Annotated in this window: 9 protein-coding genes; 2 read left to right on the top strand and 7 right to left on the bottom strand. The window is 75.4% G+C overall.

Annotated features, from left to right (window positions below; all coding sequences use genetic code 11):
- Positions 1 to 95: 95 nt before the first annotated feature.
- Positions 96 to 935 carry an RNase adapter RapZ gene (rapZ, locus tag GTQ99_RS10060; RefSeq protein ID WP_420814538.1) on the bottom strand — a complete coding sequence of 280 codons (840 nt, stop codon included), beginning with the start codon at positions 933 to 935 and terminating at the stop codon, positions 96 to 98.
- Positions 936 to 1,252: 317 nt separating this feature from the next.
- On the bottom strand, positions 1,253 to 3,241 hold the full coding sequence (gene uvrC / locus GTQ99_RS10055) for an excinuclease ABC subunit UvrC (protein WP_166615598.1): 1,989 nt from the start codon (positions 3,239 to 3,241) through the stop codon (positions 1,253 to 1,255).
- 340 nt (positions 3,242 to 3,581) lie between these two features.
- On the opposite strand from uvrC, the gene wecB reads away from it, so the two are divergent.
- Complete coding sequence (gene wecB / locus GTQ99_RS10050) at positions 3,582 to 4,646, top strand: non-hydrolyzing UDP-N-acetylglucosamine 2-epimerase (RefSeq protein WP_166615600.1); 1,065 nt, start codon at positions 3,582 to 3,584, stop codon at positions 4,644 to 4,646.
- Between the two features lie 78 nt (positions 4,647 to 4,724).
- On the opposite strand, the gene GTQ99_RS10045 is transcribed toward wecB, so the two are convergent.
- The 4 genes from GTQ99_RS10045 to uvrA all read right to left on the bottom strand — a co-directional run bounded on the left by GTQ99_RS10045 (position 4,725) and on the right by uvrA (position 11,794).
- A complete protein-coding gene (locus GTQ99_RS10045; RefSeq protein ID WP_166615597.1) occupies positions 4,725 to 6,095 on the bottom strand; it encodes an FAD-dependent oxidoreductase in 1,371 nt (456 codons plus the stop codon).
- Complete coding sequence (locus tag GTQ99_RS10040) at positions 6,092 to 7,366, bottom strand: glycosyltransferase (RefSeq protein WP_166615596.1); 1,275 nt, start codon at positions 7,364 to 7,366, stop codon at positions 6,092 to 6,094. Before GTQ99_RS10040 ends, GTQ99_RS10045 begins: the two co-directional genes overlap by 4 nt.
- Before the next feature lie 39 nt (positions 7,367 to 7,405).
- Positions 7,406 to 8,665 (bottom strand): glycoside hydrolase family protein, encoded by a 1,260-nt coding sequence (locus GTQ99_RS10035; protein WP_166615595.1) that lies wholly within the window; start codon positions 8,663 to 8,665, stop codon positions 7,406 to 7,408.
- Between the two features lie 237 nt (positions 8,666 to 8,902).
- Positions 8,903 to 11,794 (bottom strand): excinuclease ABC subunit UvrA, encoded by a 2,892-nt coding sequence (gene uvrA, locus GTQ99_RS10030; RefSeq protein ID WP_166615599.1) that lies wholly within the window; start codon positions 11,792 to 11,794, stop codon positions 8,903 to 8,905.
- Positions 11,795 to 12,018: 224 nt separating this feature from the next.
- On the opposite strand from uvrA, the gene GTQ99_RS10025 reads away from it, so the two are divergent.
- A complete protein-coding gene (locus GTQ99_RS10025; RefSeq protein ID WP_166615594.1) occupies positions 12,019 to 12,588 on the top strand; it encodes a MarR family winged helix-turn-helix transcriptional regulator in 570 nt (189 codons plus the stop codon).
- 149 nt (positions 12,589 to 12,737) lie between these two features.
- Here GTQ99_RS10025 and uvrB read toward each other — a convergent pair whose 3' ends face one another.
- Complete coding sequence (gene uvrB / locus GTQ99_RS10020; RefSeq protein ID WP_166615593.1) at positions 12,738 to 14,864, bottom strand: excinuclease ABC subunit UvrB; 2,127 nt, start codon at positions 14,862 to 14,864, stop codon at positions 12,738 to 12,740.
- Between the last annotated feature and the right edge of the window lie 162 nt (positions 14,865 to 15,026).

Below are 15,026 nucleotides of genomic sequence, written 5' to 3'. Positions count from 1 at the left end.
GGCGCCGACGGTGGGGATCAGCCCGGTCGGGAAGCTGGTGGCGGCGGCGTGCGCGCCGTGCGGCCCCGACGCCGAGCCGTGCGGGGGCGGCGCGCTCACTCCCGCCCCAGGTCGCGGTGCAGGACGCGCACGGGCACGCCGTCGCGCTGCAGGCGGGCGCTGAGCTCCTCGGCCATGGCCACGGAGCGGTGCTTGCCCCCGGTGCAGCCGAAGGCGATGGTCGCGTAGCGCTTGTTCTCGCGGCGGTACCCCTCGAGCACCGGCTGCAGCGCGGCCTCGTAGCGGTCCAGGAACGGCGCGGCGCCGTCGGCGGCGAGGACGAAGTCGCTGACCGGCCGGTCCCGGCCCGTCAGCGGGCGCAGCTCGGGCTCCCAGTGCGGGTTGGGGATGAAGCGGACGTCGGCGACGTGCTCGGCGTCGGCGGGGGTGCCGTACTTGAAGCCGAAGCTCATGACGGTGACCCGCAGCTCCTCGGCGCGCTCGGCCTCGAAGAGGGAGGCCACCAGCCCGCCGAGCTGGTGGACGTTGAAGGAGCTGGAGTCCACGACGACGTCCGCGCGGGCCCGCAGCTCGCCGGTGAGGGCGCGCTCGCGGGCGATGCCGTCGACGATGCGGTCGTCGCCCTGCAGCGGGTGGGGGCGGCGAACCGACTCGAAGCGGCGCACGAGGACGTCGTCGGTGGCGTCCAGGAACAGCACGCGCGGGCTGACGACGCGGGTGTCCAGGGCGGCCAGCGCACCGGTCAGCTCGGCGAAGAACGTGCGCCCGCGCACGTCGACGACGACCGCGAGGCGCGGGATGGTCAGCCCGGCGCGGGCGGTGAGCTCGGCCAGCGGCTCCAGCATCTGCGGCGGCAGGTTGTCCACGACGTACCAGCCGAGGTCCTCCAGGGCCTTGCCGGCCGTGGAGCGGCCCGCCCCCGACATGCCGGTGATGACGAGGAGCTCCGGGCGGCGCGGGCGCTCCGCGGCGCCGGCGCCCTGTGCCGCGGGGACGCCCTCCGCCGGCTCGCCCCCGCCCGGACCCGTCGCCGGACCCGTCGCCGGACCCGTCGCCGGACCCGTCGCCGGACCCGTCGCCGCGTCCACCGCCTCGCCCGTCACCGCGCCCGTCCCCGCCTCGTCCCGCACGGCCTCATCCTGTCACCCCCGGGCGTGTCGCTCGCGACGGCCTCGCCACTGCGCGAGATCACGTGGACACGCAGCGTGCTGCCAGCGGCCTGCCCCGCCGCTACCGCGCCGGGCCACCGCCCTCAGTCCAGCAGCTCACCCGTCGCGGTGTTCACCGCGGGCTCGCGCTCGGCGCCGGCGAGCGCCTCGACGACGGCCCGGGCGGTGCGCGGGCCCATGCCCGGCACGGCGGCCACCTCCTCCTCGGTGGCCGCGCGCAGCCGCTTGACGGAGCCGAAGTGCTTCAGCAGGGCGCTCTTGCGCGCCTGCCCCAGCCCCGGCACGCCGTCGAGGGCGCTGGTCGTCATCGCCTTGCTGCGCTTGGAGCGGTGGTAGGTGATGGCGAAGCGGTGGGCCTCGTCGCGCACCCGCTGCAGCAGGAACAGCCCCTGGCTGGTGCGCGGCAGCACGACGGGGTGGGCCTCCCCGGGCAGCCAGACCTCCTCCAGCCGCTTGGCCAGCCCGCACAGGGCGACGTCGACGACCCCGGCGTCGGCCAGCGCCCGGGCCGCCGCCTCCACCTGCGGCTGCCCGCCGTCGACGACGACGAGGTTCGGGGCGTAGGCGAAGCGGCGCGGGCGGCCGGTCTCGGGGTCGATGCCGGCGGGCACGTCACCGCCGAGCGCGTCCACCTCGTCCACGCCAGCGGGCGCGTCCACCGCGCCGGCGCCCTCCCCGCGCCCCCGGCGGAAGCGGCGCAGCAGCACCTCGCGCATGGCGCGGGTGTCGTCGACGCCGCCCTGCTCGCCGCGCACGCTGAAGCGGCGGTAGTCGCTCTTCTTGGGCAGGCCGTCCTCGAAGACGACCATCGAGGCGACGACGTTGGTCTCCTGGGTGTGGGAGACGTCGTAGCACTCGATGCGCAGCGGCGCCTCGTCCAGCCCGAGGGCCTCCTGCAGCTCCTGCAGCGCCAGGCTGCGGGTGGTCAGGTCCCCGCCGCGACGGGTCTTGTGCAGCGCCAGGGCCTGTGTCGCGTTGCGGTGCACCGTCTCCATCAGCGCGCGCTTGTCGCCGCGCTGGGGCACCCGCAGGTCCACGCGGGAGCCGCGCAGCTCGCTGAGCCAGTCCTCGACGTCGGCCTCGACCGTGGCCGGCAGCACCGGCACGAGGACCTCCCGGGGGACGCCCTCGCCGGACTCGCCGCCGTAGACCTGCAGCAGCAGCTGCTCGACGAGCTCGGGCGCGCCGACGTCCTCGACCTTCTCCGAGACCCAGCCGCGCTGCCCGCGCACCCGCCCGCCGCGCACGTGGAAGACCTGCACCGCGGCCTCGAGCTCGTCGTCGGCGATGGCGAAGACGTCGGCGTCGGTGGCGTCGGGCAGGACGACCGCGGACTTCTCCAGGGCGCGCTGCAGGGCGCCGAGGTCGTCGCGCAGGCGGGCCGCGCGCTCGAAGTCCAGCTCCGCGGCCGCGGCGCGCATCTCCTGCTCGGTGCGGCGCACGAACTTCTGCGTCGCACCGCCCATGAAGTCGCAGAAGTCCTGGGCCAGCGCCCGGTGGTCCTCGGCGGAGATCCGCCCGACGCAGGGGGCGGAGCACTTGTCGATGTAGCCCAGCAGGCAGGGCCGGCCGGTCTGGCCCGCGCGCTTGTAGACGCCCGGCTTGCAGGTGCGCACGGGGAAGACGCGCAGCAGCAGGTCCACGGTCTCGCGGATGGCCCAGGCGTGCGTGTAGGGGCCGAAGTAGCGGTTGCCCTTGCGCTTGACCCCGCGCAGCACCTGCACCCGCGGCACCTGCTCGGACATGGTGACGGCCAGGTAGGGGTAGGACTTGTCGTCGCGGTACTTGACGTTGAAGCGGGGGTCGAACTCCTTGATCCAGGAGTACTCCAGCTGCAGCGCCTCGACCTCGGTGGCCACGACGGTCCACTCCACGCTCGCGGCCGTGGTGACCATGGCCATCGTCCGCGGGTGCAGCGCCGAGAGGTCCTGGAAGTAGTTGGCCAACCGGGCGCGCAGGCTCTTGGCCTTGCCGACGTAGATGACGCGGCCGTCCGGGTCGCGGAAGCGGTACACCCCGGGCTCGACCGGGATCTCGCCCGGCTTGGGGCGGTAGGTGGCGGGGTCGGGCACCCGACGAGGTTAGGACGCGCTCCGGACACGCGTGCACCACGACCCGCCAGTGCCCGTCGGTGACAGCCCGGACACGTTGCGCTCCAACGGTTGAGCGGACCGCGTGAACGGCGGCCGGACTCGGGGCGAACCCCGGCGGCGCAGCCGTCCGCGGCCCTACCGTCCGGCCGTGGCCACTCCGACGATCACGTCCCCCGGCAGCCCCGACGGCACCGCCGCCGGCACCACCGACGGCGCGCACGTCCCCGCCCAGGCCCCCGCGCCGGGGCGCCCGCCCACCGAGCGCCGACCGCTCGGGTTCCCCGCCGGCGAGGGCGCGCCGGGCCCGGTCGCCGTCGTCCTGGGGACGCGCCCGGAGGCGATCAAGCTCGCCGAGGTGGTGCGCCGCCTCGGCGCGGCGGGCCTGCTGGTGCACACCGGCCAGCACTACGACGCGGCCATGTGGTCCGACGTCACCGCGCAGCTCGGCTTCGGCGCCGAGCCGCTGGCCCTCGGCGTGGGCGGCAGCTCCCGCGGGCAGCAGCTGGGCGCGGCCGTGGCGGCCCTGGACACCACCTTCGCCCGGCACCGCCCCTCGGCCGTCGTCGTCCAGGGCGACACCACGGCCGCGCTGGCGGGGGCGCTGGCCGCCAACGCCGCGGACCTGCCGCTGGTGCACGTGGAGGCGGGGCTGCGCAGCTTCGACCGGCGCATGCCGGAGGAGCACAACCGGGTCCTCATCGACCACCTGGCCGACCTGTGCTGCGCGCCGACGCCGACCGCGGTGGCCAACCTGCGCGCCGAGGGCGTCGCCGACGAGCGGATCCTGCTGACCGGCAACACGGTCGTGGAGTCGGTCCAGCAGCTGCTGCCCGCTCCCGAGGAGCGCGAGCGGATCGTCACCGGCCTGGGGCTGCCGCGCCGCTTCCTGCTGCTGACGCTGCACCGCCCGGAGAACACCGACGACCCCCGCGTGCTGCGCCAGGTGCTCGCCGAGCTGGGCGAGGTCGCCGCCGAGGGCTTGCCGGTCGTCTTCCCGGTCCACCCGCGCACCCTGGCCCGCCTGCGCGCGGCCGGCCTGGGCGAGCTGCTCGACGCGTTCACGACGATCGCCCCCCAGCCGCCGGCGCAGTTCCTGGCGCTGCAGGCGGCGGCGCGCCTGGTCGTCTCCGACTCCGGCGGCGTGCAGGAGGAGGTCAGCGTCCTCAAGAAGCGGCTGGTCGTGGTGCGCCGCTCCACCGAGCGCCCGGAGGTGGTGGGCACCTTCGCCACCCTGGTCCCCGCCGGCGTGCGGCTGGCGGCGGCGGTGCGCTCGGCGCTGGCCGAGGACCCGGCCGCGCTGGCCGCGCTGCCCTCCCCCTACGGCGACGGGTCGGCCAGCCGGGTCGTCGTGGAGTCGATCGTCAAGCTCGTCGCGCCGCGCTGAGCGGCGCCCCTCCCGCGGCTCGCCCCGCGCACCCGGTGCCGACCGGGGGCGCGGGGCGTCGTCGTGCGCGGCGCGTGCTCAGGCGGGCAGCTGCAGCACGTGCGCGCCGATGCTGCGGCCGGTGAGCAGGGAGTCCTCCTGCCCGTCCCAGTCGTGGCGGCCGTGGCGGCCGACGCGCACGAGGTTGGGGTAGGCGTCGAGCCGCTCGTCGACGTCGGCCAGCACGGCCTCGTGCCCCAGGGACAGGACGGGCACGCTGCGCGGCAGCCGCAGCACGTCGCAGTCGACGACGCGCACGCCGCGGTCGACGCCGAGGGCCGGCAGCTCGGCGACGGCCAGCTGCGCGAGCTCGGAGTCGGAGCGGGCGGCGAGGTCGTCGTCGCCGGAGCTCCAGAACTCCGCGCACAGCACGGTGCGCGGGGCACCGGCGAACCGCCGCGGGCGCCAGGCGCGGGTGTTGGTGAGCCGGCCCACGCGCAGCGACTCGTCGTAGGCGGTGACGTAGTGGGCGTCCTGGCCGACCTCGCCCTCCACCAGCAGGTGCACCAGGTGGGTGTCGCGGCTGCGCAGCGGCGGCAGGCCCGCGCCCGGGGCCGGCGGGGTGCCCGCGCCCGGCAGCCAGCGCAGCAGCAGCGGCGGCGGGACGCTGGAGACCACGGCCCGCACCGGCAGGGTGGACTCCCCGTCCGCGTCGCGGGCGGTGACGGCGCTGATGCGCCCGTCCTCGGTGCTCAGGCCCGTGACGGCGGTGCCCAGCAGGATGCGGGCCCCGCGCTCGCGCAGCCGCCGCGCGAGCTCCTCCCAGACCGCTCCGGTGCCGCGGGCGGGGGTCAGCAGCTCCACGGGACCGCTGAAGCCGGCGCGGGTGCCCAGCAGCTTGTCGGCGAAGGCGGCCGACAGCTGCTGCGGGCCGACCCCGAGGTACTTGCGGCAGTAGGGGACGAACAGCTCCTCGACGACGGCGCGACCGTGCCGGGCGACGAGCGCCTCGTGGGCGGTGCGCGGGGCCGCGCCCGCGCGCCGCGCGGGAAGGCGCGCGGCGGTCCGGGAGGCCGCCAGGGTCAGGGCCCCGGCGGGCCCGACGGCGCGCAGGACGTCGCGGGGCCCGGGCGGGAAGGCGACGGCGCGCCCCCGCCAGACGGCGCCGCGGCGGGCGACGGTGCGCTCGACGCCGCCGGCGGCCCCGGCGAGGTCGAGCCAGCGACGCACCGACTCCGGGTGCGAGCTGGAGTAGAAGCTGTGCGGGCCGAGGTCGTAGCGCTCCCCCCACAGCTGCACCGAGCGGGAGAGCCCGCCGACCTGCGGTGCGCCGTCGAGGACGACGACGCGCACGCCGGCGTCGAGCAGGTGCTCGGCCGCGGCCAGCCCCGCCGGCCCCGCACCGATGACGACGACGGGACGGTCCTCGCCGCCGCGCCCGAGCCTGGTCTCCACGACCGTCGCGCTCACCGCGCACTCCTCTCCGCGAGGCCGGGACGTCCGGCACCCCGCCCCACGAGCTCCTGCACGACCTCGGCCCAGCGCCGGGTCAGCTCCTGCGGCGCGAAGCCGGCGCGCGCCCAGGCGGCGGCCCGGCCGGCCAGGGCCGCGGTGGGTGCGCCGCCGTCGGCCGCCCACCGCTCGAGCGTGCCCAGCGCGCGGGCCAGCTCCGCCCCGTCGGAGAACAGCAGCACCTGCTCGCCGTGGGCGACGTCCATGCCGCTGGCGCCCTGCGGCGTCGTCACCGGCACCAGGCCGAGCACGGCCGCCTCGACGACCTTCACGGTCAGCCCCAGCGCCTCGCGCTGGGGCGCCAGCAGGAAGGAGTGCTGCACGAGCTCGGCGTGCAGCCGCTCGCGCTCGAAGGCGCCGCGCAGCACCACCGAGGGCGCCGCGACGCGGGCGCGCGCCGCCTGCGGGACCTCGCCGAAGACGTGCAGCTGCCAGCCGTGCAGCCCGGCCGCGCGCAGGGCGGGTTCGAGCTCGTCGATCCACCAGCGCACGGCCTCCTCGTTGGCGAAGGCGGTGAGGCTGCCGGGGAAGGCCAGGCGGCGGTCCAGCGGGGCGCCCGGGCTCCAGCGCCGCTGCACCCGCGCGCTGACGGCCATGGGCAGCGAGCGCACCGGTGCTCCCGCGCGCTCGGCCAGCCGGGCGGCCTCCACCGGCGAGACCAGCGAGGTGCCGTGCGCGGTGCGGGCGACCTCGTCCTCGCGCCGGCGCAGCCGCCGCGCCTCCAGCGCCAGCAGCCGCCCGACCGGCACCCGGCGCAGCAGCGCCGCGGCCGCCCGCGAGCGGGGCCGGCGGTGCCCGAGCAGCTGGTGCAGGTCCATCCGCCGCCGCCGCCACAGCTCGTAGCGCTCGGAGAGCAGGTCGTCGAGGTCGACGAACCAGGGGCGCCCGCAGTCCTCGGCGAGCGCGGCCAGGCGCACCCCGTCGGCCACGACGGCGTCCACGTCCTCGGCGTCGGCGAGGCGGCGCACGGCCGCGGCGGTGCGCGCGGAGTAGTAGAGGCGCTCGTTGCACGAGCGCAGGCCGCGGCGGCGGGCGGCGCGGCCGCCGGCGACCTCCCGCCAGGTCACGTCGGGCAGGCGGTGGGTGGCGACCGCGCGGTCGACCGGCACCGGGCGGGCGGGCCCGCCGACGACGGCGCACACGACGTCGTGGCCGGCGTCGGCCAGGGAGTCGACGATGGTGCGCAGCACGGTGCCGCGGCCACCGGCGCCCGCGAGCGGGCGGGTCATGAGGAGCAGGATGCGAGCCACGCGTGGACCAGCCGCCCCTCAGACGAGGTGGCGCCAGTCGAGGACCGCGGCGCCGCGCCGGTCCCCGGCGGCGAGCACGAGGGCCTGGACGGCGAAGGCGGTCACCCAGACGTTGGCGTGCGGCAGCGGCGTCCCGTCGGTGCCGGCGCCGAAGGCGAAGCCGCCGTCGGCCCGCGGCTCGTCGGGGGCGCTGACCTGGTGCTGCAGCAGCGCCGCGACCAGGCGCTGGGCGGCGGAGGTGCCGTGCGCGGAGTGCAGGGCGGCCAGGCGCAGGACCTGGGCCACGCCGTCGACGCGCGGGTGGCGCACGACCTGCACGGCGCCGGCGGCGTCGACGCCGTAGCGGCGCGGGGGCAGCCCGTCGCGGTCGGTGGCGGCCAGCGCCCACAGCGTCGCGCGCTCGGAGGCGTCCAGCAGGTCCGCGCGGCCGGTGGCGGTGCCCACGGCCCACAGCGCCTCCGCCGCGTAGCTGTGCGGGTGGACGTTCGTGGTGCCGGCGACGGGGTTGGTGACGAAGCGGCCCGAGGGCAGCTGCCGGTGCAGCGCGTCCTCGCAGACGGCCACGGCGGCGCGGGTGAAGCGCTGCTCGCCGGTCAGCTCGCCGAGGGCGGCCAGGCCGATGCCGATCTTGGCGTGGTGCACGCCGGGGCGGGTGGACCAGTCGCCGGGTGCGTCCTGCCAGCGGCCGGCCTGCGCGGTCGCCGGCCACGGCTGCACGACCCCGGCGTCGTCGACGTGGCGCAGCAGCCACTCGCCGGTGTCGAGGGCGGCGCGGGCCGCGGCCGGGCTGCCGGTGGCCGCGTGGTGGGCCACCAGGCCCTGCAGGATGATCCCGGCGTCGAAGGTGTAGAGGCGGTCGGCCTTGGCGGCGAAGCGGCCGACGGCGGCGGAGGCCTCCAGGCAGCGGAAGGCGCCCGGCACCGGCTGCACGGCGGTGGTCAGCCACCGCACCGCGCGCTCGGCGTCGCCCAGCGCGACCTCGCGCACCGCCAGGTCGCCGCGGGCGGCGAGCCACGCGGCCAGCGTCACCTGGTAGCCGGTGACCTCGGAGTACTCGAAGGGGTGCACGCGGCTGGTGCGGTCGAACCACGAGTGGTAGCCGCCGGAGGCGCTCTGGATCCCCGACTCCTGCAGCCAGCGGACCCCGCGGCGCGCCGCCAGCAGGGCGGGTCCCGCCGCGGCCGACCGCGGCCTCGGCACCGCACCGAGCGTCGCCGGCACCCGGGCGCCGAGCGCCTCACCGACCCCGGCGCGCGCGTCCGTCGTGACCTCGCTCATGCGTCCCCCTGGCTCGACCGCACCTCCCGCGACGGGCCGCGCGGGGGTGATCGCGAAGCAGTGTGTCAGCGGGCGGCGGGCCCCTCCGGGGTTTTCCCCGGATGGGCGGCGGAGAACCACGAGGAGTTCCCCGCCACCCACGGCGCGTCGACCCTCACCCGGTGGGAGAGGTGACCAGCCGTTGCGCCACAACGACTCCGAGCGATCTGCGGGGGCCGTGCGGGCGGTGCGCCGGCGTCAGCTGGCGCGGGCGCGCCGGCGCCGGCCGGTCGTGGTCGCGGGGGTGAGCACCTCCGCCAGGAAGCGCCCGGTGTAGCTGTCCGGGTGGGCCGCGACCTGCTCGGGGGTGCCCTCCGCGACCACGGTGCCGCCGCCGTTGCCGCCCTCGGGACCCATGTCCACCAGCCAGTCGGCGCACTTGATGACGTCGAGGTTGTGCTCGATGACCAGGACGCTGTTGCCCTTGTCGACCAGCCCCTGCACGACGCCGAGCAGCTTGCGGATGTCCTCGAAGTGCAGACCGGTGGTGGGCTCGTCCAGGACGTAGATCGTGCGGCCGTTGGAGCGGCGCTGCAGCTCGGAGGCGAGCTTGACGCGCTGCGCCTCGCCGCCGGACAGGGTGGTCGCGGGCTGGCCCAGGCGCACGTAGCCCAGCCCGACCTCGGTGAGGGTGCTCATGTACCGCGAGATCGCCGGGACGGCGGCGAAGAAGTCCGCGGCCTCCTCGATCGGCATGTCGAGGACCTCGGCGATCGTCTTGCCCTTGAAGTGCACCTCGAGCGTCTCGCGGTTGTAGCGGGCGCCGTGGCACACCTCGCACGGGACGTAGACGTCCGGCAGGAAGTTCATCTCGATCTTCAGCGTGCCGTCGCCCGAGCACGCCTCGCAGCGCCCGCCCTTGACGTTGAAGGAGAACCGGCCCGGCTGGTAGCCGCGCAGCTTCGACTCCGGGGCGGAGGCGAACAGCTTGCGGACGTGGTCGAAGACCCCCGTGTAGGTGGCCGGGTTGCTGCGCGGGGTGCGGCCGATGGGGCTCTGGTCGACGTGCACGACCTTGTCGAGGTGCTCCAGGCCCTCCACGGCCTTGTGCCGGCCGGGCACCCGGCGGGCACCGTTGAGCTTGTTGGCCAGCACCGTGTAGAGGATGTCGTTGACCAGGGTGGACTTGCCGGACCCGGAGACCCCGGTGACCGCGACGAGCGCGCCGAGGGGGAACTCGACGGTGACGTCCTGCAGGTTGTGCTCGCGGGCGCCGATCACGCGCAGCCGGCGGTCCGGGTCGAGCGGGCGGCGCTGCTCGGGCACCTCGATGGCGCGCGCACCGGAGAGGTACTGCCCGGTGAGCGACTTGGGGTTGGCCAGCAGCCCCTCCAGGTCCCCGGAGTGCACGACCTCGCCGCCGCGCTCGCCGGCGCCGGGGCCGAAGTCGACGATCCAGTCCGCGACGCGCACGGTGTCCTCGTCGTGCTCGACGACGATGAGGGTGTTGCCCAGGTCGCGCAGCCGCGTGAGGGTGTCGATGAGCCGGCGGTTGTCGCGCTGGTGCAGGCCGATGCTCGGCTCGTCCAGGACGTAGAGCACCCCGACCAGGCCCGAGCCGATCTGGGTGGCCAGCCGGATGCGCTGCGCCTCGCCGCCGGAGAGGGTGCCCGCCGGGCGCGAGAGCGAGAGGTAGTCCAGGCCGACGTCGAGCAGGAAGCCCAGGCGCGCCTGGATCTCCTTGAGCACCTGCGCGGCGATCTTCTTCTCGCGCCCGCTCAGCTGCAGGGCGTCGAGGAAGGTGGAGCACTCGTCGATGGGCAGCGCGCACAGCTGCGAGATCGACAGCCCGCCGACCTTGACCGCCAGCGCCGAGGGCTTCAGCCGCTGGCCCTGGCACACCGGGCACGGCGTCTCGCGCATGTAGCCCTCGTAGCGCTCCTTGCTGAGGTCGGACTCCGTCTCCTCGTGGCGGCGCTTGACGAAGGGGATGACGCCCTCGAAGCCGGTGGAGTAGGAGCGCTCGCGGCCCCAGCGGTTGCGGTAGCGCACGTGGACCTCGTGGTCCTTGCCGTGCAGCAGCGCGTCGCGGGCCCGCTTGGGCAGCGCCCGCCAGGGCACGTCCACGGAGAACTTCAGGTCCTCGGCCAGCGCGGTCACGAGCCGCTGGAAGTAGTCCGAGGAGCCGGCCGCCCAGGGGGCGATCGCCCCCTCGGCCAGCGAGAGGTCCTCGTCGGGGACGACGAGCTCGGGGTCCACCTCCAGCTGGGTGCCCAGGCCGGTGCACTCGGGGCAGGCGCCGAAGGGGGAGTTGAAGGAGAAGGTGCGCGGCTCGACCTCGTCGATGTCGAGGGGGTGCTCGTTGGGGCAGGCCATCTTCTCGGAGAAGCGGCGCTCGCCCTCGGGGCCCTCGACGTCGACGAGGTCGGCCACCAGCAGCCCGGAGGAGAGCACGAGGGCCGTCTCGACGGAGTCGGTGAGGCGGCGCTTGACGCCGTCCTTGGCCACGAGGCGGTCGACGACGACCTCGATGGTGTGCTTGAGCTTCTTCTGCAGCGTCGGGGGGTCCTCCAGCGGGACGACCTCGCCGTCGACCCGGGCGCGGGCGAAGCCCTTGGCCTGCAGCTCGCGGAAGAGCTCGGCGTACTCGCCCTTGCGCTCGCGCACGACGGGCGCGAGCACCTGGAAGCGGGTGCCCTCGGGCAGCTCGAGCAGCTGGTCGACGATCTGCTGGGGGGTCTGCCGCCCGACCGGCTCCCCGCAGACCGGGCAGTGCGGGCGGCCGGCGCGCGCGTAGAGCAGGCGCAGGTAGTCGTAGACCTCGGTGATGGTGCCCACCGTGGAGCGGGGGTTGCGCGAGGTCGACTTCTGGTCGATGGAGACCGCGGGCGAGAGCCCCTCGATGAAGTCGACGTCGGGCTTGTCCATCTGCCCGAGGAACTGGCGCGCGTACGCCGACAGCGACTCGACGTAGCGGCGCTGCCCCTCGGCGAAGATCGTGTCGAAGGCGAGCGAGGACTTGCCGGAGCCCGACAGGCCGGTGAAGACGACGAGGCTGTCGCGGGGCAGGTCGACCGAGACGTCCTTGAGGTTGTGCTCGCGCGCCCCCCGCACGACGAGGCGGTCGGAGGGGACCGCGGCGGTGCTCACCGCCCGGGTGGCGGTGCTGGCCGCCGTGCGCGAGGACGTGCGCGCAGGCGTGCGCGCGGGCGTGCGGGAGGTGGAGCCGGTCGTGCGGGAGCCCGGGGAGGGAGAGCGAGGAGCCACGCACCCAACCCTAGGCGCCCCCTCCGACACGGGCGCCCGGACGGCGGACCCGGGCGTCCACCGTTCGGCGGACGCAGGTAGTTGAATGCAAGGCATAAGCTCGCCCCATGGTTCCATCCAGCGCACTTGTCGAGACCGTGGACGTCCCCGCACCGCCGGACGGGGAGCAGCAGCCCGGGCGGGCGCCGGTGCGCTGGCTCGACGACGAGGAGCAGCGCACCTGGCGGGCCTTCCTGTCGGCGACGCAGCTGCTGATGGACCGCGTGAGCCGGCAGCTGCAGCACGACTCGGACGTGGTCTTCACCTACTACGAGATGCTCGTGCGCCTGTCGGAGGCCCCCGAGCGCTCGCTGCGCATGAGCGAGCTCGCCGAGTCCTCGCTGTCCTCGCGCAGCCGCGTCTCGCACGCCGTGGCGCGCATGGAGGAGCGGGGCTGGATCCGTCGCGACGCCTGCGCCACCGACGGGCGCGGCTTCGTGGCCGTCCTCACCGACGCCGGCTTCGAGGCGCTGCGGGAGGCGGCCCCCTCCCACGTGGAGACGGTGCGCTCGACGCTGTTCGACCAGCTCAGCCGGCAGCAGCAGGAGCAGCTGCGCGAGATCAGCGAGACGCTGCTGGCGCACCTGACGAGCACCGGCAGCGTCTCCCCCGTGCCGCCCGTGGCCCCCCGCGGCTGAGACCCGGCACGGGCCGGCACGAGCCGGCCGGCCGGCGGCCGGCGGCCGGTGCGCGGGAGCTGACCCGTGGAGGGGAGGTCAGCTCCGGCGGACCCGCCGCACCCGCGGGACCGGGCGCCCGGTGACCCGGGCGCCCGGGACCGCTCGGGTCAGGCCCCCTGCGCCGCCCGCATGCCCCGCAGCTCCTTCTTGAGGTCGCCGAGCTCGTCGCGCAGGCGCGCCGCGAGCTCGAACTGCAGCTCGGCGGCCGCGGAGTGCATCTGGTCGGTGAGCTCCTGGATGAGCTGGGCGAGGTCGGCCTGCGGCATGCCGCCGCGCGGCTCGGGCCCCACCTCGCGGCCGACGTTCCTGCCCTTGGCGCCCTTGGCCGGCGTGGGGGCCTTGCCCCGCGACTGCGAGCGGCCGCTGCCGCCCGCGGCGGACAGCAGCTCCGCGGTGTCGGCGTCCTCGCGGGCGATGAGGTCGGTGATGTCGGCGATGCGCTTGCGCAGCGGCATCGGGTCCACGCCGCGCTCGGTGTTGTAGGCGACCTGCTTCTCGCGCCGGCGGTTGGTCTCCTCGATGGCCTGCACCATCGACGGGGTGATCGTGTCGGCGTACATGTGCACCTGGCCCGACACGTTGCGGGCCGCGCGGCCGATCGTCTGGATGAGCGAGGTCGACGAGCGCAGGAAGCCCTCCTTGTCCGCGTCGAGGATCGCCACCAGCGACACCTCGGGCAGGTCGAGGCCCTCGCGCAGCAGGTTGATGCCGACGAGGACGTCGTACTCGCCCTGGCGCAGCTCGCGCAGCAGCTCCACGCGCCGCAGGGTGTCGATGTCGGAGTGCAGGTAGCGCACCCGCACCCCCTGGTCGAGGAAGTAGTCCGTGAGGTCCTCGGCCATCTTCTTCGTGAGCGTGGTCACCAGGACGCGCTCGTCGCGCTCGGTGCGCAGCCGGATCTCGTGCAGCAGGTCGTCGATCTGTCCCTTGGTCGGCTTGACGACGACCTCGGGGTCGACCAGCCCCGTGGGGCGGATGATCTGCTCGACCACGCCGTCGCCGCGGGAGAGCTCGTAGGAGCCCGGGGTCGCCGAGAGGTAGACCGTCTGCCCGACCCGCTCCAGGAACTCCTCCCAGCGCAGCGGGCGGTTGTCCATGGCGCTCGGCAGCCGGAAGCCGAAGTCGACGAGGGTGCGCTTGCGGGAGGCGTCGCCCTCGTACATGGCGCCGATCTGCGGCACGGTCACGTGCGACTCGTCGATGACGAGCAGGAAGTCCTCGGGGAAGTAGTCCAGCAGCGTGTTGGACGCCGAGCCGGGCTCGCGGCCGTCGAAGTGCCGGGAGTAGTTCTCCACCCCCGAGCAGGTGCCGACCTGGCGCAGCATCTCGACGTCGTAGGTCGTGCGCATCCGCAGCCGCTGGGCCTCCAGCAGCTTGCCCTGCTGCTCCAGCTCCGCCAGCCGCTCGGCCAGCTCGGCCTCGATGCCGGCGATGGCCCGCTCCAGCCGCTCGGGGCCCGCGACGTAGTGCGAGGCCGGGAAGACGTAGACGAGCTCCTCCTCCGCCAGCACCTCCCCCGTCAGCGGGTTGAGCGTGTAGAGCTTGTCGATCTCGTCGCCGAAGAACTCGATGCGGATCGCGTGCTCCTCGTACACCGGGATGATCTCCACGGTGTCGCCGCGCACGCGGAAGGTGCCGCGGGTGAAGGCGAGGTCGTTGCGGGTGTACTGCTCGGCCACGAAGCGGCGCAGCAGGTCGTCGCGGTCCATGGTGTCGCCGACCTTGAGGGTGACCATGCGGTCGACGTACTCCTGCGGCGTGCCGAGGCCGTAGATGCAGGACACCGACGCGACGACGATGACGTCGCGGCGCGTCAGCAGCGAGTTGGTGGCCGAGTGCCGCAGGCGCTCGACCTCGTCGTTGACCGAGGAGTCCTTCTCGATGTAGGTGTCCGACTGCGGGACGTACGCCTCGGGCTGGTAGTAGTCGTAGTAGGAGACGAAGTACTCCACGGCGTTGTGCGGCAGCAGCTCGCGGAACTCGTTGGCCAGCTGGGCCGCCAGCGTCTTGTTGGGCGCCATGACCAGCGTCGGGCGCTGCACCTGCTCGATGAGCCAGGCCGTCGTCGCCGACTTGCCGGTGCCCGTGGCCCCCAGCAGCACCACGTCCTGCTCCCCCGCCCGGATGCGGCGCGCGAGCTCGGCGATCGCCGCCGGCTGGTCGCCGGACGGGGAGAACTCGGAGACCACCTCGAAGGGCGCCAGCCGGCGCTGGATGTCTGTCGTGGGCCGCATGGCCCCAGCCTAGGTCGGCCCTCCGACACGGGCCGCCCGCGCACGCTGCGGGCGAACGCCCGCCCGGCGGCTCAGCCCGGGGCGCCGGCGGGCAGCACGCGGCACTCGGCCGCCTGCCCGGGGTCGGCGTTGACGGCCAGCACCGCCCCCCGCCCCGCGCCC

It is taken from the genome of Kineococcus vitellinus, from assembly GCF_009906315.1.
Classification (GTDB): domain Bacteria; phylum Actinomycetota; class Actinomycetes; order Actinomycetales; family Kineococcaceae; genus Kineococcus; species Kineococcus vitellinus.
Note: the sequence above shows the minus strand (reverse complement) of the source record. Positions and strands in the feature narration are given on the sequence as shown.

Coding starts and splice junctions, on each gene's coding strand:
- uvrB (WP_166615593.1), bottom strand. CDS start 14,864: ATGCGGCCCACGACAGACATCCAGCGCCGGCTGGCGCCCTTCGAGGTG.
- GTQ99_RS10035 (WP_166615595.1), bottom strand. CDS start 8,665: ATGAGCGAGGTCACGACGGACGCGCGCGCCGGGGTCGGTGAGGCGCTC.
- GTQ99_RS10040 (WP_166615596.1), bottom strand. CDS start 7,366: ATGACCCGCCCGCTCGCGGGCGCCGGTGGCCGCGGCACCGTGCTGCGC.
- GTQ99_RS10025 (WP_166615594.1), top strand. CDS start 12,019: ATGGTTCCATCCAGCGCACTTGTCGAGACCGTGGACGTCCCCGCACCG.